General features: G+C 71.3%; 21 protein-coding genes. 7 read left to right on the forward strand and 14 right to left on the reverse strand.

Translation table 11 applies throughout. The annotated features are described in order from the left end of the window. Positions 1-19 precede the first annotated feature (19 nt). From EO081_RS00170 to EO081_RS00210, 9 genes are all read right to left on the reverse strand, one after another. A complete protein-coding gene (locus EO081_RS00170; protein ID WP_129339979.1) occupies positions 20-1219 on the reverse strand; it encodes an FAD-dependent oxidoreductase in 1200 nt (399 codons plus the stop codon). Beyond that, on the reverse strand, positions 1216-2295 hold the full coding sequence (gene dinB, locus EO081_RS00175; RefSeq protein ID WP_129339980.1) for a DNA polymerase IV: 1080 nt from the start codon (positions 2293-2295) through the stop codon (positions 1216-1218). The genes EO081_RS00170 and dinB overlap by 4 nt, the downstream gene beginning before the upstream one ends. 209 nt (positions 2296-2504) lie before the next feature. Next, positions 2505-3068 (reverse strand): GNAT family N-acetyltransferase, encoded by a 564-nt coding sequence (locus tag EO081_RS00180; RefSeq protein ID WP_129339981.1) that lies wholly within the window; start codon positions 3066-3068, stop codon positions 2505-2507. Positions 3069-3082: 14 nt separating this feature from the next. After that, complete coding sequence (locus EO081_RS00185) at positions 3083-3964, reverse strand: RDD family protein (protein WP_240697472.1); 882 nt, start codon at positions 3962-3964, stop codon at positions 3083-3085. Further along, positions 3957-4952, reverse strand: a complete 996-nt coding sequence (locus EO081_RS00190) for a stage II sporulation protein M (RefSeq protein WP_129339982.1) — start codon at positions 4950-4952, stop codon at positions 3957-3959. The genes EO081_RS00185 and EO081_RS00190 overlap by 8 nt, the downstream gene beginning before the upstream one ends. Beyond that, positions 4949-6220, reverse strand: a complete 1272-nt coding sequence (locus EO081_RS00195) for a DUF58 domain-containing protein (RefSeq protein WP_129339983.1) — start codon at positions 6218-6220, stop codon at positions 4949-4951. The genes EO081_RS00190 and EO081_RS00195 overlap by 4 nt, the downstream gene beginning before the upstream one ends. Continuing rightward, on the reverse strand, positions 6217-7173 hold the full coding sequence (locus EO081_RS00200; RefSeq protein WP_129339984.1) for an AAA family ATPase: 957 nt from the start codon (positions 7171-7173) through the stop codon (positions 6217-6219). Before EO081_RS00200 ends, EO081_RS00195 begins: the two co-directional genes overlap by 4 nt. Beyond that, positions 7170-8402, reverse strand: a complete 1233-nt coding sequence (locus EO081_RS00205) for a hypothetical protein (RefSeq protein WP_129339985.1) — start codon at positions 8400-8402, stop codon at positions 7170-7172. The genes EO081_RS00200 and EO081_RS00205 overlap by 4 nt, the downstream gene beginning before the upstream one ends. Further along, entirely contained in the window at positions 8399-9061 is a 663-nt protein-coding gene (locus tag EO081_RS00210) for a DUF4129 domain-containing protein (RefSeq protein ID WP_129339986.1), read from the reverse strand. Before EO081_RS00210 ends, EO081_RS00205 begins: the two co-directional genes overlap by 4 nt. A gap of 91 nt (positions 9062-9152) precedes the next feature. Between EO081_RS00210 and EO081_RS00215 the strand changes: the two genes are divergently transcribed. The 7 genes from EO081_RS00215 (at position 9153) to EO081_RS00245 (ending at position 14748) form a co-directional block, all read left to right on the forward strand. After that, positions 9153-9998, forward strand: a complete 846-nt coding sequence (locus tag EO081_RS00215) for a hypothetical protein (RefSeq protein WP_129339987.1) — start codon at positions 9153-9155, stop codon at positions 9996-9998. A gap of 50 nt (positions 9999-10048) precedes the next feature. Continuing rightward, positions 10049-11470, forward strand: coding sequence for an amidohydrolase (locus tag EO081_RS00220; protein WP_129341349.1), 1422 nt, complete (start codon positions 10049-10051; stop codon positions 11468-11470). After that, a complete protein-coding gene (locus EO081_RS00225) occupies positions 11467-12780 on the forward strand; it encodes an amidohydrolase family protein (protein WP_129339988.1) in 1314 nt (437 codons plus the stop codon). The genes EO081_RS00220 and EO081_RS00225 overlap by 4 nt, the downstream gene beginning before the upstream one ends. Positions 12781-12874: 94 nt before the next feature. After that, positions 12875-13213 carry a hypothetical protein gene (locus EO081_RS00230; RefSeq protein ID WP_129339989.1) on the forward strand — a complete coding sequence of 113 codons (339 nt, stop codon included), beginning with the start codon at positions 12875-12877 and terminating at the stop codon, positions 13211-13213. A gap of 52 nt (positions 13214-13265) precedes the next feature. Then, positions 13266-13877: a hypothetical protein gene (locus EO081_RS00235; protein WP_129339990.1), complete on the forward strand. Its 612-nt coding sequence runs from the start codon at positions 13266-13268 to the stop codon at positions 13875-13877. Then, positions 13874-14341 carry a hypothetical protein gene (locus tag EO081_RS00240; protein WP_129339991.1) on the forward strand — a complete coding sequence of 156 codons (468 nt, stop codon included), beginning with the start codon at positions 13874-13876 and terminating at the stop codon, positions 14339-14341. Before EO081_RS00235 ends, EO081_RS00240 begins: the two co-directional genes overlap by 4 nt. Then, positions 14329-14748 carry a hypothetical protein gene (locus tag EO081_RS00245; protein ID WP_129339992.1) on the forward strand — a complete coding sequence of 140 codons (420 nt, stop codon included), beginning with the start codon at positions 14329-14331 and terminating at the stop codon, positions 14746-14748. The genes EO081_RS00240 and EO081_RS00245 overlap by 13 nt, the downstream gene beginning before the upstream one ends. Here EO081_RS00245 and gspD read toward each other — a convergent pair. From gspD to gspG, 5 genes are read right to left on the reverse strand one after another with little or no spacing between them, the layout of a single operon-like run. Beyond that, positions 14742-16802, reverse strand: a complete 2061-nt coding sequence (gene gspD / locus EO081_RS00250; protein ID WP_240697473.1) for a type II secretion system secretin GspD — start codon at positions 16800-16802, stop codon at positions 14742-14744. The genes EO081_RS00245 and gspD overlap by 7 nt on opposite strands. A gap of 11 nt (positions 16803-16813) precedes the next feature. Continuing rightward, entirely contained in the window at positions 16814-17605 is a 792-nt protein-coding gene (locus EO081_RS00255) for a type II secretion system protein N (RefSeq protein ID WP_240697474.1), read from the reverse strand. Beyond that, positions 17602-17967 carry a type II secretion system minor pseudopilin GspI gene (gene gspI / locus EO081_RS00260; RefSeq protein ID WP_129339993.1) on the reverse strand — a complete coding sequence of 122 codons (366 nt, stop codon included), beginning with the start codon at positions 17965-17967 and terminating at the stop codon, positions 17602-17604. Before gspI ends, EO081_RS00255 begins: the two co-directional genes overlap by 4 nt. Next, on the reverse strand, positions 17964-18515 hold the full coding sequence (locus EO081_RS00265) for a prepilin-type N-terminal cleavage/methylation domain-containing protein (RefSeq protein WP_240697475.1): 552 nt from the start codon (positions 18513-18515) through the stop codon (positions 17964-17966). The genes gspI and EO081_RS00265 overlap by 4 nt, the downstream gene beginning before the upstream one ends. Before the next feature lies 1 nt (position 18516). Next, entirely contained in the window at positions 18517-18993 is a 477-nt protein-coding gene (gene gspG / locus EO081_RS00270) for a type II secretion system major pseudopilin GspG (RefSeq protein ID WP_276319811.1), read from the reverse strand. Between the last annotated feature and the right edge of the window lie 16 nt (positions 18994-19009).

Raw genomic sequence — 19009 nt, forward strand, 5'->3', positions numbered from 1 at the left:
AGCCGCCGCAAAAATCGACTCACGCGTGCAGTGCCAGCTTCGCAAGCGGCCGCCCGACCAGTCCGGCCACCAACGCAGCCTGGATCCCCTCCACCAGCGGCAGGCGGGAGAGCGGGGCCACCAGCCGGTCGCGCAGTGCCGGAATGACCCGGCTGTCCGATTGGTAGACCGGCGTGAGCAGTGCGGTCAGCGCCTGATAGAGCGCGACGTGTCGCTGCCGCATCGCCACCGTGCGGACGAGTCCTGCCTCCACCGTCGCGGCGCCGCGCAGCCCCTGCCGCAGCGCCCAGGCATCGAGCAGCGCCATGTTCGCCCCCTGACCCAGCTGCGGGCTTGCCGAATGCCATGTGTCGCCGATGTGGATCAGGCCCGTCGCCGCCGGCTTCGAGAGCGTGCGGTGCGCATAACGCGCCACGGCGAGTTGGTCGGGATGATCGATCTGGGCGAGCAGCGGCTCGGTCGCCGGCCACAGCGCCCGCACCTCCGCCTTCCACGCCGCCAGTCCCGCCGTGCGCCACGCTTCCAACCGGTCGAGACGCAGCGACCAGAACAGCGAGGCCTCGGCGCCGCCGCCACCGGCGCGCGTGCCCGTCGGCAGCACGCCGACCATCCGGCTCGCCCGGTCGTAGCGCTGCTCCAGCGTGCTCAGGGACAGCGAGGTCCCTTCGGGCCAGGCGAGGCTCGTCCACAGCGCGCCATAGGCGAGTTCGCGGCCCGTTGGCGGTGCCAGCGGCGTGCGGCTGCCCAGCGCGTCGACCACCAAATCGAATTTTGCGCTGCGGGTGCCGCCTTCGAACAGCAGGCGTCGCCTGCCGTCGCCTGCCGGCTCACTGCCGGTCACCGTCCGGCCGGTCTCGATCGGGATGCCGGCCGCGACCGCAGCATCGAACAACACCCCGAACAGGCTCGCGCGGTGAATGCCTAGTCCGAAGCGCTCGCCCTTGAGAGCCCGATAGGCGACGTCCAGCACGACCCTGCCCTCGGCCGTGCACCCGAGTAGGCGATCGACGCGGGCACCCCGGGCCAGCACTTCCTCCGTCAATCCGAGCTCCCGCAACACGGCAAGCCCGGTCGGCTGCAGCATCAGCCCCGATCCGATAGGCTGCGGCGTCGCGAACCGCTCGAGCAGGGTGACACGATGGCCGTCGCGTGCGAGCAGCAGCGCCGCGGCAAGGCCGGCGGGGCCGCAGCCCGCTATCGCGATCGTCCGCGCCGTCATCGTGCCAGGTCCAGCGCCATCTGCACGCCCGGCGTCGCGGGATCGGGCAGGGGGCCGAGGTTGGAGAGGGTGACGCCCAGCAGCCGCACCCCCATCGGCAGCGGATAGAGCCCGCGCACCAGCTCGACCGCGATCGCGTGCAGCGTTTCCCGGTCACCGACCGGATCGGCCAGGCTGCGGCTGCGCGTCAGGGTGCGAAAATCGGCGAAGCGGATCTTGGCGGTGACGGTACGGCCGGAGCTGTGCGTGCGCTCGCACCATTCCCAGACATCGTCGGCCATGGCGCGGATGCCGTCCTCCACTGCCTCGGGCGTGATGAGGTTGGTGGCGTAGGTGGTTTCCGATCCCGACGACTTGCGGACCCGGTCCGGCGTCACCGCGCGGTCGTCCTGACCGCGGGCGACGCGATGATACCATTCGCCCGACTTGCCGAAGTGGGCGCGCAGCCACGGCAGTTCCTTGGCGCGGAGGTCGGCACCCGTGCGGATGCCCAGCCGCGCCATCTTCTCGGCCGTGCGCGGGCCGATGCCGTGGAAGCGCCCGACCTCCAGCCCGCCGACGAACGCCTCGCCCGCGCCCGGCGGGATCACGAACTGGCCATCGGGCTTGTTCGCGTCCGACGCGAGCTTGGCCAGGAACTTGTTGTAGGAGATGCCCGCCGACGCGGTGAGGCCGGTCTCCTCCTTGATGCGCCGCCGGATCTCCAGCGCCGTCTCGGTCGCGGACGGCAGCCCGGCCAGGTTCTCGGTCACGTCCAGATAGGCCTCGTCCAAGGACAGCGGCTCGACCAGCGGTGTATAGGCGTGGAAGATCGCGCGGATCTGCTGCGATACCTGGCGATAGACGTCGAAGCGCGGCCGCACGAACACCAGCTCCGGGCACTGCCGGATCGCGCGCGCGGAGGGCATGGCGGAGCGCACGCCGAAGCGGCGCGCCTCATAGCTGGCCGCCGCCACCACGCCGCGCCCGCTCGAGCCGCCCACCGCCACGGGCCGCCCGCGCAGCTCCGGCGCGTCGCGCTGCTCCACCGACGCGAAAAAGGCGTCCATGTCGACATGGATGATCTTGCGGGTCATGGCACGGGAACAGGATAGGAACAAACGCACCTGATGTCACCCGCGAACCGTGGCCGTTTCTCCCATGATGGTGCCGGCAGCGGAACCGCAGCAACCCCGTACCCCGGCGAAGGCCGGGGTCCAGTTGGGGGGTCGGTCGAGGCGCGTGGCACATCGCGACGGCACCGCAACTGGGCCGCGGCCTTCGCCGGGGTACGGATAAGCTCCTGCTACGGTGTCACCCCAGCGCCGACTTGCGCTCCGCGCTCGAATAAAATGCCCGGTGCGTCGCGATAGCGAACCTCGCCAAAACGCCGGTAGCCGAGTTTCTCCGCCACGCGCACCGATGGCAGGTTGTCGGGATGGATGAGGCACACCGTGCGCTTCGCTTTGTGCACCTCGGCCATCCACGCATGCGCCGCCTGCACCGCTTCCGTCGCGTAGCCCCTTCCGTGGGCAGCCGATACCAGGATCCAGGCCGCCTCCGGAAAGGGATCGAAGGATGCGCCGAATCCGCGTGCGAAATGGCCGATCCCGACTTCGCCCAGAAAGCGCCCGCCGTCCTTTGCGCGGACGGTGAAGATGCCATGGCCAAAGGCAGCCCAGTGGCCGATGTTGCGCAACAGCTTGTTCCACGCATCCTCGCGGCCGAGCGGCTTGCCGCCGATGAAGGCCATCACGCTCGCATCGCTCAGCATCGCGCAGCTGTCCTCGAAGTCCGCGAGGGTGGGCCGCGCAAGGAGGAGACGTTCGGTCTCGATGACCGGTTCGCCGCGCGCTTGGGTGCCTTCCATCGATCCGTCTCCCCTCAAGCCTGCTGGTCGTGCTTGTCCTTCTTGCGCTTGCCGAACAGCAGCTTGCGCTCCAGTTCCAGCCGCAGCGCGGCGTAATAGGCCTCCAGGAACTCGCGATCGTAGCCCTCGTCCGGGTTGCGGCCGAGCTTGGTACGGATGGTGCGCGCGACCATGAACTGGTCGTGCCGGTCGTTCCGGCGCAGAACCTCCTCCAGCTTGTGCAACTCGAACGCGCCATAGGCGGCGAGTTCGTGCGGCGCGAAGCGATAGCGGTCGCCCTCCAGCGCGGCGGGATCGAGCAGCTCCGCGCCGATCTGCCGGCGCTCGTTCTCCACCACCCAGGTTCCCGCCACCAGGTCGCCCGCGCGCATCCGGTCGCGGTTGAACAGCAGGAAGAACAGGAACAGGCACGCCCAGCCGAGCGCCAGATAACCAACCCAGGCGTCGATCGTCCCCTCGGCAAAGGCAAAGGGGAGGAAGCTCAGCGGCAGGAACAGCTCGACCTCGCGCATCAGGTTGCGCGCCAGCACGGCCGTGGGGGTCAGCCGCCCGCCGTCGCGCGCCACCACCCGCAGCTTCTGCAGCCGCTTGCCCGGCGTCGCCGCGCGCCCGCCCGCCTCGAACGCCACGAAGTAGAAGTTGCGCAGCAGGAAGAAGCCGAGCAGCCACACGACCATCAGCAGCGGGCCGGTCGCGGTCCCCCCCGCCCGGGCGAGCAGCACCACCAGCAGAGTGAAGCCGATCAGGATGGCCAGCATGATCAGCAGGTCCAGCACCAGCGCGCCCGCGCGCGCACCGCCGCTGCCCAGCCGCACGTTCAGGGTCACCCCCTCCGGCGTCACCAGCGCGCGGTCGAGCGACAGCGGCGGGCGCGGCTTGCGCGGGCGCCTAGCCACGGCGACGGCGTCCCGCGAGGCCGAAATAGCCGACCCACAGGGCGAACATCGCACCGGCGATCGCGTATCGCGCGCTGTCGCTGGTCACCAGCTGGCGTGCGAACCCCTCCAGCAGTCCGGCCACCAGCAGCATCAGGATGACGCCGAGCATCACCGTGGCGGCGGTCCGGCCAGCCGCCCCTGCGGCAGCGACGCGTCCGCGCTCGCCCGGGAAGGCGATCGCGCGGCCGATCCGCAGCCCTGCGGCGGCCGCCAGCACGATGGCGCTCAGCTCGGTCGATCCATGGATCATCAGCCAGCCGAACAGCCCGGGGGCGAGGCCGTGCGGCGCATAGACCGCGAACATCGCGCCCAACATCGCGCCGTTCTGCACCAGGAGGATCAGCGTCGGGATGCCGAGCGCGAAGCCCAGCGCAAAGCACAGGAACGACACCTGCGCATTGTGGGTGAAGAGATAGGCCGCGAACAGTTCGAGCCCGCCGTCCTCGGGCTTGTCGTAGAGCGACTTGCGCAGGAACTCGGCGGAGGCGTTCATGTCGCGGCCGCTCGCCATCTCGGGAGACAGGATCGCGCCGAACCACGCCGGCTCGGCGCGGATCAAGGCGTAGGCGGCAACGGCGCTCAGGACGGTCAGCAGCGTCGCCACCACGATCTCGGGCCACAGTGCCCGCACCGCCTGCGGCAGGCCGGTTCCGAAGAACCCCGCGATCTGCCGGCCCCACGGCGCCCGGCAGCCGTAGAGCACGAAATAGGCGCGGGTCGACAGCCGCTCGAGATAGTCGACCAGCGACGCGTCCAGCGACGTCTCGCGCGCCACCGACAGCGCCGACAGGGTGGCGCGGTACAATCGCGGCAGCTCGAACAGGTCCTCTTCGGACAGCCGGCGCGCGCTCTTGCTCTCCACGATGTCCAGCAGCGCTTCCAGCCGCGCCCAGTCGGCCTCGCGCTCGGCGCGGAAATGGCGGCTGGCGAACAACGGCGCGTTCATGCCACCCGCTCTCGGTGGCGGAGATAGCGCTCGACCAGCTTGAGCGCCATCGCCTCGGCCGGCGCCTCGATCACGTCCACCCCCATCCTTCGCAGCCGTTCGATCACGATCCTCCGCTCGCGCAGCAGCGCATGCGCCACGGTTGCGCGCACGACATCGTCGGCCTCCTGCGGCTCGGCATCCTGGATCCCCTCCAGCTCGGCGTCGCGGAACAGCACGAACAGCAGCCGGTGACGCTTCAACATCCGCTGCGCGGCAGCGAGCATCAGCTCGGCGCTGGTCGGATCGGTGAACTCGGTGAACAGCACCACCAGCGAGCGCCGCTCGAGCCGCCCATCGAGCGTCACCAGCGACAGCGTGTAGTTGCTCTCGTCGGTGCCATAGTCGATGTCGGCGGCGGCATGGTGCAGCCGCGCAAAGCCGCGCGTGCCCGACAGCGTGCCCGAATCCACCTGCGGCCGCGCGGCGAACGAGAACAGCCGCACCCGGTCGCCCGACTTGAGCGCCACGAACGCGGCGAGCAGCGCGGCGGAGACGGCCCGGTCGACCCGCGGCACGCCGCCCACCGGATCGCTCATCGCGCGGCCGGCATCGACCGCGAACACCACCGCATTGTCGCGCTCGGTCTGGTACTCGCGGGCGAGCAGCGAGGCGTGCCTGGCCGACGCCTTCCAGTCGATAGTGCGCCGTTCCATGCCGGGCTGGAAATCGGTGAGCACCTGGAATTCCTGCCCGTCGCCGCTGTCGCGCCGCATGCGAAGGCCGGTGTGCTGGCTGTTGAGATACTGGCGCATCCCCTCGTCGCGCACGGGGCGGATGTCGGGCATGACGGCGATCGCCTGGCCGCCCGGTCGGCGCGTCTGCTGCCAGGCGAGGCCCATCGGCCCGGCATGGCGCGCCCACAGCGCCTCCACCACCGCACGCCCACGCCGTACGGCACGAAAGCGCGTGCTGGTGCGCGGACCCTCGCGCTCCAGCGGGCCGGCAATCTCCGCGGCAAAGGCGGCGGGCAGCACACGCTCGCCCTGCTCCAGCCGGGGGGCGAGGTCGATCGTCTCGCCGACCTGGATCGCCGCCGGGGTCGCGATCGACAGCCGGGCGCTGCCGAGCGGCGGCGCCAGCAGCGCGTCGACGACGACCAGCACCACCATCAACACCACCCAGCCGAGTGCTGCCACCCAGGCGCCGGGCGCGACGATGCCGATGGCAAGCGCCACCGGCGCCGCCGCCGCGACCAGCCACACCGCGCGCTGGGTGGGATAGATCAACGCGGCGCCTCGGTCGCGTCAATGAGCCCGATGACGACATCGTCGATCCGCCGCCCGTCGATCTCGGCCGCAGGCGACAGGATCAGCCGGTGGCGCAGCAGTGCCGGGGCGAGCAGCTTCACGTCGTCGGGGATAACATAGTCGCGCCCCTCCAGCGCCGCCGCCGCGCGCGCCGCCGCCGCCATTGCCGAAGCCGCACGCGGGGAGGCGCCGCTCGCGATGTCGGGGTGCTCACGAGTCGCCCGCACCAGCCGCACGATATAGTCGATCACCGGATGGACCAGCCGCACCTCGGACACTGCAGCGATGGCCGCCGCGATCTCGGCCGCGCCCGCGACCGGCTGCACGCCGGAGTCCTCCGGACGCGGGGTGCCGGTGCGATTGCCGTACTGCGCCACGATCGCGCGCTCGGACTCCTCGGACGGCCAGCCGATCGACAGCTTGAACAGGAAGCGGTCGAGCTGCGCCTCGGGCAGCGGATAGACGCCCTGCTGCTCGATCGGGTTCTGGGTCGCGACCACGGTGAAGCGATCCGACAGCCGCTCGGTCCGCCCGTCGGTGGTGATCGCGCGCTCCTGCATCGCCTCCAGCAGCGCCGCCTGCGTCTTGGGCGGGGTACGGTTGATCTCGTCCGCCAGCAGCAGCTCGCAGAACACCGGCCCCTTGGTGAGCGCGAAGCTCGAGGTCTGGAAGTTGAACAGGTTCGCACCGATGATGTCGCCGGGCATCAGGTCGGGCGTGAACTGGATGCGGCCGAAGTCGAGGCTCAGCGAGCGCGCGAAGCTCTGCGCCAAGAGCGTCTTGGCGGTGCCCGGCGGTCCTTCCAGCAGCACATGGCCGGCGGAGAACAACGCGATTGCCAGGAAGCGCACCACCGGCCCCTGGTCGACCACCGCCTTTGCGATCTCGCGGTCGATCGCGTGTCCGAGCGACCGGACCTCCTCGAGCGTCATGCCAATGCTTCCTTCCATGCGTGGAGTTGTCGGGCCGCCGCCACCAGCTCCGCTTCGGTGCGGGCGGTGCGCAGGCGATGGTCGATCTGCGAATAGGCGGCCGGGCGGTCGCCCAGCCGATCAAGCCGCGCCAGCACGCCGGCCTCGTCGAGATCGCGCGGCAGATCGAGGCTGCGCACCAGCCCCTCGCGGGCGATGTCGGCGTAGCGCGGGCCTGCCGAGAGCGTCCGGCCAGACAGCCGGGTGAGCGCGGCGATATTGTCGATCAGCGCCGCCTTGCCCAGCGCCACCGCCCGCCGCTCGCGCAGCACCGGGCCGAACCGGGCCGCGGTCGCAAGGCCGGCCAGCACCGCGGCGGCGATCATCGCCAGGGTCGCGGCCAGGAACGGCGGGGTGAACAGCAGCTTCACCAGGTTGCGATCGCCCGGGCCGTAATGAAGCGAGGCGTCGAACACGGCGGCTCCCGGATATTTAGGGTCGAGCGCCGCGAGCAGTGCGATCGCCGCCTGCGCATTCTGCGGGTGTTTCAGCGCCGCATTGTTAAGGAGGTCCGGATCGGACAGCACATAGGTGTTCGTCCGGCCGATCCGCGCCAGCACGGCCGCGCCATCGCCATCACGCAGGATCGGGACCAGTGTCTTGCCCGATACCGCCCTCAGGTACCTTGGCGCCAGGAAAGGCCGGAACTTCCAGCCGGGCGCGCTGCGCAGCCCCTGAGCGACGGCATAGTCGGTCTCGACCTCCTTGGCCGGAATCAGCGCCGCCGCCTTCTCGGAACTCAGCAGCCCCACGCGCTGCACGCGATTGGGCTGCAACGGCAGCGCCGACACCCTCCACTTGGGCAGCACGATCAGCGTCGGAAAGTCGCCGCTCTCCTCTGTGTCTTCCTCCTCCGCCGCGGCCGCGTGTGCCTCGCGTGCTTGCACCAGCTTGGCCACCTGCTCCGGCTGGGTGTCGATGGCAGGCGTCAGCACCGCCAGTTCGGGCATCGCGGCCAGGTCCTCCGGGTCGACCACCAGCGAGCCGCCGCCTCCGGTGCGATCGACCAGCTGGCGCAGCGCATAATAGCCGGCGCCATGCTTCTCGTCCGCGGCCGGAAGCGATCCCAGCCGGCGCGACAGCACGTCGGAAAAGCCGTTGAGCAGGATCGCCGCCAGCGCCAGCAGCGTGCCGACCACCACCAGCACGATCGCGGTGCGCCGCGCGAAAGGCTCGGTCGTCGCGCTCATGCGGTCTTCAGTGCGAACCGGGCATAATCGGTGCGAGCCGCTTCCCAGTCCGCCGCCTCCAGCGCGCGCCCGCCGAACCAGCTGCGCTCCACCGCTGCGACGATCCGCGCGAACACCCCGCGCGCCTCGCCGGGCAGCCCCTCGGCACGGGCGATGTCGCGGCTGGTGGAGGAGGGGCGCACCAGCTCGCCGCGCCAGGCGGCGATGTCGTCGATGCTGCGGAACAGGATCAGGTGGACCGCCTCGTCATAGCGCCCGCCGGCCGCCAGCGCGTCCGCCTCTTCCAGCAGGGCGCGCGCCTGGCCCTCGGTCGGCGCCCATTGCGGAGCCTCGGGCGCCGCGCCGCGGCCGCGCCGGACGAGCGAGAGCACCCACTCGCGCAGCCCCGGGACCAGCGCGAACAGCAGCACCGCGATCACCACCGCCGCCGCGATCCAGCCGATCACGCTCCAGCCGTCCCCGACCCATGCGACGAAGCGCGCGATCGCTCTGCCCAGCGTCTTCAGCCACTCGGGCATCTCGCGCGCCTCGATGTGGCGCATCGGCAGGTCGAACTGGATGCTCTTGTCGGCCAGGATCGCGCGATGCGCCTCGGCAACACGCGCGGGGTCGGGCGGCGCTGCCGCCGATGCGGCCTCCATGGATGCGCGTTCCGTCATTCGTCCCCCTGCACGCCGTTGGAGCAAATCGCCGATTTACACGCAACGCTTTTCGCCTAGGCTTGGGACACCGGCGGGGGGCGGGGGATCGATGGCCGCGATATTGATGTTGGTGGTGCTGCTTGCGCTGCCCTTTGTGTTCATCGTGGCGCTGCTCTTCGCCGCGCGTACCGAGGCGCGGCGACACCCCTGGCGCTTCCGCATCACCGACGTGGTCTCGCAGAGCTTCTCGACGGTGGGCCGCGCGCGCCTGCCGATGCTGGCGACGAGCCTGGTGACGATCGCGCTGCCAGCGGCCGCCCTCCAGGTCGCACTCGGCGGCGGCGACGCGGCAGCCGGGTTGTTCACCATGCCGGGCGAGCAGGTGCTGACCGCGCTCGGCATCGGCTGGCTCGTCAGCCTGCTGGTGGGCACGCTGGGCGAAATCGTGATGATCGCGATCGCCCTCGACGTGCTTGCCGGGCGGCCGGTGCAGTTCGGGCCGGCGCTGGCGCAGGGGCTGCGGCTGCTGCTGCCCGCCATTCTCGTCCGGCTGCTGCTGTGGGTGGGCGTCGCCTTCGGGTTGATGCTCTTCCTCCTTCCGGGACTGGTGCTGATGCTGACCTGGGCGATCGTGCTCCCGGTCCTGGTCGCCGAGCGTCCCGGCATCTTTGCCAGCTTCGCGCGCAGCGGGGAGCTCCTGCGCGGCGCCCGCTGGCGGCTGCTGCTGCTCTTCGCGATCGTGTTCGTGGCTTGGTCGCTGTTCGGCGGCATGGGCCAGGGGTTCGCACTCGCCAGCCAGACGAGCGGCGCCCGGATCGGCAGCATCGTCGTCCAGGCGCTGGTCGCCACGCTGACGGGCGCGATGGGCGCGGCCGGACTTTCGACCATCTATCATCAGCTCAAGTCCGAACGCGAAGGGCTGGTCGGCGAGGATCTGGAGGCGGTGTTCGCATGACCGCCCGACATCGACAGGAACGGAGAACAAGCTTGCTACGAACGTTGCTGATGCTTGCCGCGGCCGGCGGGCTCGCCGCCTGCGCGGCCGACGGAACCCGGGCGCATTCTGCCGGGGATCGTTCGGCCAGCGCCAAGAAGGAAAAGGGCGACCAGGCGCCGGGCGCGGGCAACGGGTACAACCACGATCCCTATCCCTCGACCTACCACGCCTATCCCGGCCGGCCGACGCTGGTCACCAACGTCACCATCTATGATGGCGAGGGCGGGCGCATCGACGGCGGCGCCGTGCTGTTCCGCGACGGCAAGATCGTGGAAGTCGCCCAGTCGATCGCCCCGGCAGAGGGCGTGACGGTGATCGACGGCACCGGCAAATGGCTGACGCCCGGCGTGATCGACGTCCACAGCCATCTCGGCGACTATCCCTCGCCCAGTGTCGAGGCGCTGTCCGACGGCAACGAGATGTCGGCGCCGGTCACCGCGGAGGTCTGGGCCGAGCACAGCGTCTGGCCGCAGGACCCCGGCTTCGGCCGTGCGCTCGCGAACGGCGGCGTCACCACGCTGCAGATCCTGCCGGGCTCGGCGAACCTGTTCGGCGGCCGCTCGGTGACGGTCAAGAACGTCTACGCCCGCACCATGCAGGGGATGAAGTTCCCGGGCGCGCCCTATGGCCTCAAGATGGCCTGTGGCGAGAATCCCAAGCGCGTCTATGGCAGCAAGGGGCGGATGCCGACGACCCGCATGGGCAATGTCGCGGTCGATCGCGCCACCTGGGCCAAGGCCCGCGCCTATGACCGCAAGTGGGACAAGTACGAGGAGGACGGCGGCGACGCGCCCGACCGCGACCTCGCCATGGACACGCTGCGCGGCGTCCTCGACGGCGAGATCCTCGTCCACAACCACTGCTACCGCGCCGACGAAATGGCGGTCGTCCTCGATATGGCCAAGGAGTTCGGCTACAAGGTCACCGCCTTCCATCACGCGGTGGAGGCCTACAAGATCGCCGATCTGCTGAAGGCGAACGGCACTTGTGCGGCGGTCTGGGCCGACTGGTGGGGCTTCAAGATGGAGGCCTATGACGCGGTCGGCGAGAACCTCGCTATCCTCGATCGCACCGGCGCCTGCGCGATGATCCACTCGGACGACGAGAACGGCATCCAGCGGCTCAACCAGGAAGTCGCCAAGGTAATGGGCTCGGCGCGTCGCGCTGGCATTGCGGTCACCCCCGAACATGCCTGGACCTGGCTCGCCATCGCGCCCGCGCGTGCGCTTGGCATCGACAAGGTCACCGGCAGCCTGAAGGCCGGCAAGATGGCCGATGTCGTGCTGTGGAACGGCGATCCGTTCAGCGTCTACACGCGCCCCGAAAAGGTATGGGTCGACGGCGCGCTGCTGTTCGACGCCAATGACAAGCGGCTGCGGCCGGTTTCCGATTTCGAGCTCGGCCAGCCGGGCGAGGGGGATGTGAAGTGAAGCGCCTGATCCTTTCCACGGCGGCCGCGCTCCTCGGCACGGCTGCGGCGCTGCCTGCCTCCGCGCAGACGGTCGCGATCACCAATGCGCGGCTGGTGGTCGGCACCGGCGCCGGCCCGGTCGACGGCGGCACGGTCGTGGTGCGCGACGGCCGCGTCGTCGCCGCCGGACCCGGCGTGGCGGTGCCCGCGGGTATGCGCACCGTCGATGCCGGCGGCAAATGGGTGACGCCCGGCATCTTCGCCGGCTTTACCCGCATGGGCATCGTCGAGGTCGACGCGGTGCGCGGCACCAACGACGCCAGCGCCGACGAGACGGTGTTCAACGCCGCGCTCGACATCGCCCCTGCGGTCAACCCGCGCACGTCCGCGATCGCGCTCAACCGGGCCGAGGGCGTCACCCGCGCGGTCGTCGCGCCCGAGAATGGGGGCTCGATCTTTGCCGGCCAGGGCGCCGTCATCGACCTTGCCGCCGACATGGACGCGGTCACCCGCCCGCGCGCCTTCCAGTTCATGGAGTGGGGCGAAAGCGGTGCGCGTGCCGCGGGGGGCAGCCGGCCCGCCGCCTTCGCCATGCTGCGCAACGCCCTGTTCGAGGCGCGCGAATATGCCCGCAGCCCCGCGAGCTTCGCCGACCGGGGCAAGGACGCGCTGCTCACCCGCCTCGACGCGCAAGCGCTGGTGCCGGTGATCGAAGGGCGCATGCCGCTGCTCGCCCATGTCGAGCGCGCGTCGGACATCCGCGCGCTGCTCGACCTCAAGCGCGAGCTCGGCACGGTCAAGCTCGTGCTGGTCGGCGCCACGGAGGGCTGGACCGTCGCCGGCGACATCGCGGCGGCCGGCGTGCCGGTGATCGCAAGCGCGCTCGCCGACCTGCCATCCTCCTTCGAGCAGCTGGCCGCCACCCAGTCGAACATCGGACGGCTGAAGGCGGCAGGCGTCACCGTCGGGATCGGCATGATCAACAACGACGAGGCGCGGCAGGCGCGGCTGGTGAAGCAATATGCCGGCAATCTCGTCGCACTCGGCCGTATTCCTGGTGCCGCCGGGCTCGATTGGGGCAGCGCCTTTGCCGCGATCAGCTCGCGTCCTGCCGAGGCGCTCGGCATGGGCGGCGAGTTCGGCTCGCTCCAGCCCGGCCGCCGCGGCGATGTGGTGATCTGGGACGGCGACCCGCTGGAGATCGGCTCGATGCCGACCCAGGTGTTCGTCGACGGCGTCGAACAGCCGCTCGTCACCCGCCAGCAGCGGCTGCGCGACCGCTATCTGGATCCGACCGAGGGCGCCTTGCCCAAGGCCTATCAATACTGAGGAGATCGCCGCCGCCCGCGTGGGGAACCGCGCGGGCGGCATGGGATTTGTTCAGGCAAGCCGCCGTCCGCGGCACCACAGGAGGTCCTTCCCGATGCGCTTTCCGACCCTGATCGTTCCTGCGCTCGCCCTGGCGCTCACCGCATGTGGCGGCAACAGCGAGCCCCAGCCGACCGCTGCCGACAACAGCGCAACGGCCGAGGCCACCCAGCAGCTGGACGCCAAGGTCGCCGCCCTTTCGGAAGGCCAGCGCAACGGCGTGTTCATCCGTGCGATCCGCGATGCGGGGCTGCCGTGCCAGGGTGTCACCGCCTCCGAGCGTTCGGGCGATGCCCAGGCGACCTGGACCGCCACCTGCACCGACGGATCCAAGCACATCATCGCCTTCACCCCCGACGGGATGGCCAAGGTCACCAGCATGACGCGCAAGTGAGCGCGGCCGCCGCCGGGTGACTTACGGGCGCCGCGCGGCTAGGGGCGATCCCATGGCCGCGCCGCCGCCCCACCCGGAACCTGCACCGAGCCTGATGGCGCGGGCGCTATCGGCAGCGCGCACGAAGATGGATGCGCACCGCCGCGAGCCGCGTCCCGCCCTTGCCCCCGCTCCTGAAGTGCCGCCTGTGCGGCCCCGGGCTGCCAATCCTGCGCCACGGCGTCCCGCCGTTGCAGGCGATCTCCGCTGGCCGGGCGCGCTGGCGCTGATGCTGGCCGCCGGCCCCGCGCTGACCTGGGCCTGTGCCGCCGTCCTCGAGCATCGCGCCCACGCCGACGTCGCGGCGCTGGCGCCTGCGGCCGAACCGCTGCTCGTGCGTGCCCGCGCCGATGCCGCGACCCGCGCCGCCTGGGCGCCGCTGCTCGACCGGGCGGCGCTTGGCAGCACCCTGGAACGTCTGGCGGCGACGCTTCCTGCCGACGATCGCCTGGCGCGGGTCGCGAGCGAGCCCGACGGCACGCTGGAGGTCGCGATCCTCACCGCCGATCCCGACGCGCTTCGCGACGCACTACGCCGGGAGCCGGCGCTCGCGCAGCTGCGCGAGGCGGGGCAGCAGCGGGACGAGGCGGTCATGCGCGTGACCCTGCGGGGACGCCCGCAATGACCGAGCGGATCTGGGCGGCAGCGATCGTGGCAGGGCTCCTGATGGCCGCGGCCGTGTCCATCCCCATGGCCGCCGCGCTCGATCGGCTGGCGGATGCGCGCGAGACCCGCAGTCGCCTGGCCCTCGCGCTCCACGCACCGCCGCCCCCGGCGGCGATCGCGCCCGAGTCTGCGCTTGCCGCGCCCGATCGTGCGGCCGCCACGCGCCGGGCGGCCGCGCAGTTGCGTGCCGCCGCCACCGCTGCCGGCCTGCTGGTCGAGGTGATCGCCCCTGCCGCTGCCCCGCCTCCCGGCCTCGTCATGCTCGACCTGCGCCTCTCGGGTCCGGAAAAAGCGGTGCTCGCCTTTGCCGACCGCGCCGAACGCGGGCGTCCGCTCGCCCGCTTCGCACGCTGGCGGGTGGAGGCCGGGGAGGGCGGCAGCATCCGCCTCGACGCGCAGCTGATGATGCCATGGCGCGGCTGAGCCCCCGGTGGCTGCTGCTGCCGGCCGGACTGCTGGCCGGCACGATGCCGGCGGTGCTGCTGACGCCGCCGCGCGCGTCGGAGGCGCCGCAGGGCGCCTTGCCCCCGCTCGCCGCGCCTCCGGAGGCGCCGCCGCTCGCCGCCGCCTTCACCCGGCCGCTGTTCGCAGCCGGGGGGCAAGAGCCGCCTTCTGCCGAGGATGCGCCCGCGCTGGTGGGCGTGGCCGGGCGGCTGATGCATGACGCCGTCGCGCTCGTCCGTACCGCCGACGGCAGTACGCGCACGCTCGCGCCGGGCGAGAGCGTCGACGGCTGGCGGCTCGAATCCCTCGCCGCCGATGCCGCCTATTTCACCCGCGGCGGCCAGCGTGCGCGGGTGCCGATGCCGGGCGAAGATCCGCCTCAGTAGATCCCGTCGATCTCCACCGACAGGCGCGGCCGCGGCGGATCGAGCAACAGGCTGCGCTTCTCGCCCAGCTGCGCCTCGTCGCCGCGCAGCCGGTTATAGCGTGCCTGCGTCTCCGCCGCTGCCGCCGTGCCGTCGCGCAGGATCGTCGGCTTCAGGAAGATGAACAGCGTGCGCTTGACGCGCTGTTCCTGGCGGCTCTTGAACAGCTCGCCCAGCACCGGGATGTCGCCCAGGATCGGCACCTGGCTCTTCAGCCGGTTGTAGTCGTCCGCGGTCAGCCCCCCCAGCACGATCGTCTGGCCGTTCTCCGCCAGCACGGTCGTGTTGATCATCCGCTTGTTGGTGATGATGTCGGACGCTGCCTGCAGCTGCGTGGGTGCGATCGAGGAAGCTTCCTGGGCCACTTCCAGCCGGATCGTGTCGCCCGCGTTGATCCGCGGCAGCACCCGCAAGGTGATGCCGACGTCGCGGCGCTCGATCGACGTATAGGGGTTGGCGTTGGTCGCGTCGGTCAGGATCGACCCGGTGATGAACGGCACTTCCTGCGCCACCACGATCTCGCCCATCTTGTTGTCGAGCGTGGTGATCTGCGGGGTGGAGAGCAGGTTCGCCTTGGAGGACGTGCCCAGCGCCTGAACCAGGATCGAGAAATCGTCGCCTATACCGATGTTCGCGCTCAAACCCTCGCCCAGCAGGCCGGCGGCAGGAACGCCGAGCGTCTGCAGGATCCCCGCCAACGACCTCACCCCCGTCGGGCTGCTGAACGAGGTGCCGGCTCCGTTGAAGCCGGACAGGGCCGCGCCGCTGGTGCCGATCTGCACCGCCAGCCGTTCCGCATCGTCGCCGACGATTTCGGCGATTGCCGCCTCGATCAGCACCTGCGGCCGTCGCACGTCCAGGTCCGGGATCAGCCGGTCGATCTGCGCCACCGCCGCCGGCGTGCCGCGCACCACCAGCGCGTTGATGTCGGGCGCCGGCTGCACCGTCAGGTCGGGCGTCGAAAAGCCCTGGGGGGTCGGTGCCTGCTCGCCCATCGCGCCGCCGCTGCTGCCGCCCGACAGCCCGGTGGTCGTGCTTCCGGCCGCTGCTGCCTGCGCTGCGGCGTTACCGCTGATCAGGCTCGACAGCGCCGCCGTCGGGCTCTGCGCGCCGCTGCCGGCGCGGGGGCGGGGGGAGAGGCTGCGCGCGACCGGATTCGCCGCACTCGCTTCCTGGCCCAGGATGCCGCGCAGTACCTCGGTCACCGCCTCGGCGTCGGCATGGTTCAGCCGGAAGACGCGAGTGACCGGCGTGGCACCGCCCGGCGCATCGAGCGCGTGCGCGATCCGCCGCGCCTCCGCCACCGCCGCGGGCGTGCCCCGCACCACGATGGTGTTGCTGCGCGCATCGGCCGCCACGCGCGCGCCGGTGCCGCCGCCCGCGTCCTCCAGCACGCCCTGCATCGCCTGCGCCACGTCGCTCGCATTGCCGTTCTGCAAGGGGATGGTCGCAAAGCTCGATCCGCCGCCGCCGTCCAGCGAACGCGCCAGCGCCTCGATCCGCGCGACATTGTCGGCATAGTCGGTCACGACGATCGCGTTCGGCGCCGACAGCGGCTCCACGCTGCCGAAGCTCGCGACCAGCGGACGGACGATGCGGGCCGCATCCGCCGACGGGACGTTCGCCAGCCGGACCATCCGAGTCACCAGCGCCTGGCCCCCGCCGCCGCGCGCGCCGCCGTCGCGCACCGCATTGGCCGCCGGCACGATCCGCCACGCGCCGCCGGAGCGCACCGCGGCAAAGCCGTTGGCGCGCAGCACCGACTGGAACAGCTCCCACACGCCTGCCGGGGACAGCGGCTCCGCCGACGTAACGGTGACCTGGCCCTTCACCGTCGGGTCCAGGATCAGCGTGCGCCCGGTCAGCCGGCTGATCTGCTCGGCGACGTCGGCGATCTCCACGCCGCGCATGTTGACGACGATGTCGCCCGCGGGCGGCGTCTGCGCGGCGAGCGGCTGGAGCGCGGTCGCTGCGAGGCAGAGCGCAAGGAGAGGGATGCGAATCGGATGCGGCACGATGCTTTGACCTAACGGATCGGTACGGTGACGGTAATCGGCTTGCCGTCACGAAGGATGGTGATCTGCGCCGGGCCGTTGCCCGCACCGGCAAGCGCGGCGTCGGCGGCCGCCGGATCGCTGAGCGCGACGCCGTTGATCGATTGGACGACGTCGCCCGCCTGCATGCCCGGCGGCGCGTTCGCGCCGATCGCATAGCCGCCGGGAACCTGGGTCGCGCCCAGTCGGTCGATCAGCGCGGAGGCTGCGGGGGCCGGTGCCGGGGGCGGCGGTGTGGAAGACATCGGCGTGTAGCTGGCGGCAGGGGCGGTGTCGCCGCTCGGCGCCGCCGGCGTGCCCGTGAGCGCCGCAGGATCGGGGAAGCCCAGATATTCGATGCGGCCGCCGTTGTTCAGCAGGATGCGATCGCGCTGGATGCCCTCGATGCGCAGGCCCGCCAGCGCGTCGCCCACATGGTACGCGCGCGCCGGCTCGGAACCCGTGGCCACGAACGCCACCGCCTGCTCGACCGGAACGGTGAAGATCAGGCCCTTGAGCTCGGCCTGGATGCCCGTCTTCTGCGTGGCCTCGCCGACTGCCGCCTGGCCGAACGGCGCCCAGCTGAGCAGCGGCCCCAGGTCGCCGACCGCGGACGGGCGGGCGCGCCCCTCGCTCGGCACCGTCACCGCGCCGGTTCCGGCATGTCCTGCCATGCGCCACACCAGACCGGCCAGCGCGAACGCCACGGACACGATCGCTAGCGCGATCGCGAGGTCGAGAGTCCGGCGCTTCTGGCGCGGCGTCAGCGCGGGCGGCATCCTCATGATCCGCGTCCTTCCAGAAAGCCGTCGAGCTGCGCAAGCGGCCTTTCCTCGCCCGCTGCCGAGACCGCGATCCGCACCCGGTCGAGCGCGGGATCGTCGGTGCCGCGCCGCGCGACCGCCACCTGCCAGCGGCGGCCCAGCATCTCCACGTCGCGCGCATCCGCCTCGGGCGCGCCGACCTCCAGCTCCGCCAGCCGGTTCTCCGCGATCAGCATCGCGATCGTGCGCCGCTCGATGCCGCGGGTCGAATCGATGTGCTGTTCGACGGCGCCGATCAGCCCCACGGTCGCGATCGCCAGCACCGCGAGCGCAACCAGCGCCTCGATCAGCGAGAAACCTGCCTCGGACGGATGCGCCGTCATGCTGCCGCTGCCTTGGCGGAGTCCGCGGGCGCGTGCACGGCCTCTGCCGTCATCCCGTCGTAGGTGACGATCCAGCGATCCCCGCCCGCGCTGATCTCGGCGGTCAGCGGCTGGCCGGTGCCATCGACGCCCAGCAGCACCGGTGGCCGTGCCGACAGCGCCATCACCATGCCGCCCGGCAGCGTGTGGAAACCCATCCCGGCGCCATCGCGCGGCGTCCATCCGCCCGTGGCGTTCAGCGTGGCAAAGCCATAGCCGTGCTCGCCCGCGGTAAAGGCGATCGCACGATCCCCCAGCATCGCATCGTCCGCCGCTGCCTGCAGCTGGGTCGCCAGCCGCCGCGCTTCGGTCTCGACGGTCGGCGCGCGCGTCGCAGCGCCGATGCCGAGCGTGACGGCACCCGCCGCCACGCCCAGAATGGCGAGCACCACCAGCATCTCGACCAGCGTCATGCCGGCCTCCGCGGCACGCCGCTCGTGCTCCCGCGCACCGGTCCACGGGAGGGAGATCGCTGGAATGCTGCCCGCAAGGCGAGCGGGCGGCGTCATGTCAGGGACGCTTGCCGTCGATGTCGGCGTCCAGATCCTCGCCGCCGGGCTTGCCGTCCTTGCCGAGCGACTTCAGCTCGAAGCTGCCGTTGCCGGTCGAGCTATAGGCATAGGGGTTGCCCCACGGATCCACCGGCATGTCGGAGAGATAGCCGCCCGGCGCCCAGCTGCTCGGCACCGGCGGGGTGCTCGGCCGCTCGACCAGTGCCTTCAGCCCCTGCTGGGTCGTCGGATAGTCGCCGTTGTCGAGCCGGTACATCTTGAGGGCGGCGCTGATGCTCTTGATGTCGGTGCTCGCGGTGGTGACTCGCGCCTGGTCCGGGCGGCTGATGACGTTGGGGACGATCAGGGCGGCGACGATGGCGATGATCGCCAGCACCACGATCATCTCGACCAGCGTCAGGCCCGCCTGCGATGCCGGCACCGCGCGCACGCGCGGCTTGCGGCTTTTCGCCCACGCTGCCACGGTGCTCGTCACGCTGTCATGAAACTGT

The sequence above is a fragment of the Sphingomonas desiccabilis genome, from assembly GCF_004135605.1.
Lineage (GTDB): Bacteria > Pseudomonadota > Alphaproteobacteria > Sphingomonadales > Sphingomonadaceae > Sphingomonas > Sphingomonas desiccabilis.

What these genes read in the sequence shown, in the direction of transcription:
- EO081_RS00220 (WP_129341349.1), top strand. Translation starts at nt 10,049, where the DNA reads ATGCTTGCCGCGGCCGGCGGGCTCGCCGCCTGCGCGGCCGACGGAACC.
- gspI (WP_129339993.1), bottom strand. Translation starts at nt 17,967, where the DNA reads ATGACGGCGCATCCGTCCGAGGCAGGTTTCTCGCTGATCGAGGCGCTG.
- EO081_RS00190 (WP_129339982.1), bottom strand. Translation starts at nt 4,952, where the DNA reads ATGAACGCGCCGTTGTTCGCCAGCCGCCATTTCCGCGCCGAGCGCGAG.
- EO081_RS00265 (WP_240697475.1), bottom strand. Translation starts at nt 18,515, where the DNA reads ATGACGCCGCCCGCTCGCCTTGCGGGCAGCATTCCAGCGATCTCCCTC.
- EO081_RS00240 (WP_129339991.1), top strand. Translation starts at nt 13,874, where the DNA reads ATGACCGAGCGGATCTGGGCGGCAGCGATCGTGGCAGGGCTCCTGATG.
- EO081_RS00255 (WP_240697474.1), bottom strand. Translation starts at nt 17,605, where the DNA reads ATGAGGATGCCGCCCGCGCTGACGCCGCGCCAGAAGCGCCGGACTCTC.
- EO081_RS00200 (WP_129339984.1), bottom strand. Translation starts at nt 7,173, where the DNA reads ATGACGCTCGAGGAGGTCCGGTCGCTCGGACACGCGATCGACCGCGAG.
- EO081_RS00205 (WP_129339985.1), bottom strand. Translation starts at nt 8,402, where the DNA reads ATGAGCGCGACGACCGAGCCTTTCGCGCGGCGCACCGCGATCGTGCTG.
- EO081_RS00210 (WP_129339986.1), bottom strand. Translation starts at nt 9,061, where the DNA reads ATGACGGAACGCGCATCCATGGAGGCCGCATCGGCGGCAGCGCCGCCC.
- EO081_RS00230 (WP_129339989.1), top strand. Translation starts at nt 12,875, where the DNA reads ATGCGCTTTCCGACCCTGATCGTTCCTGCGCTCGCCCTGGCGCTCACC.
- EO081_RS00235 (WP_129339990.1), top strand. Translation starts at nt 13,266, where the DNA reads ATGGCCGCGCCGCCGCCCCACCCGGAACCTGCACCGAGCCTGATGGCG.
- EO081_RS00215 (WP_129339987.1), top strand. Translation starts at nt 9,153, where the DNA reads ATGGCCGCGATATTGATGTTGGTGGTGCTGCTTGCGCTGCCCTTTGTG.
- EO081_RS00170 (WP_129339979.1), bottom strand. Translation starts at nt 1,219, where the DNA reads ATGACGGCGCGGACGATCGCGATAGCGGGCTGCGGCCCCGCCGGCCTT.
- EO081_RS00180 (WP_129339981.1), bottom strand. Translation starts at nt 3,068, where the DNA reads ATGGAAGGCACCCAAGCGCGCGGCGAACCGGTCATCGAGACCGAACGT.
- dinB (WP_129339980.1), bottom strand. Translation starts at nt 2,295, where the DNA reads ATGACCCGCAAGATCATCCATGTCGACATGGACGCCTTTTTCGCGTCG.
- EO081_RS00245 (WP_129339992.1), top strand. Translation starts at nt 14,329, where the DNA reads ATGGCGCGGCTGAGCCCCCGGTGGCTGCTGCTGCCGGCCGGACTGCTG.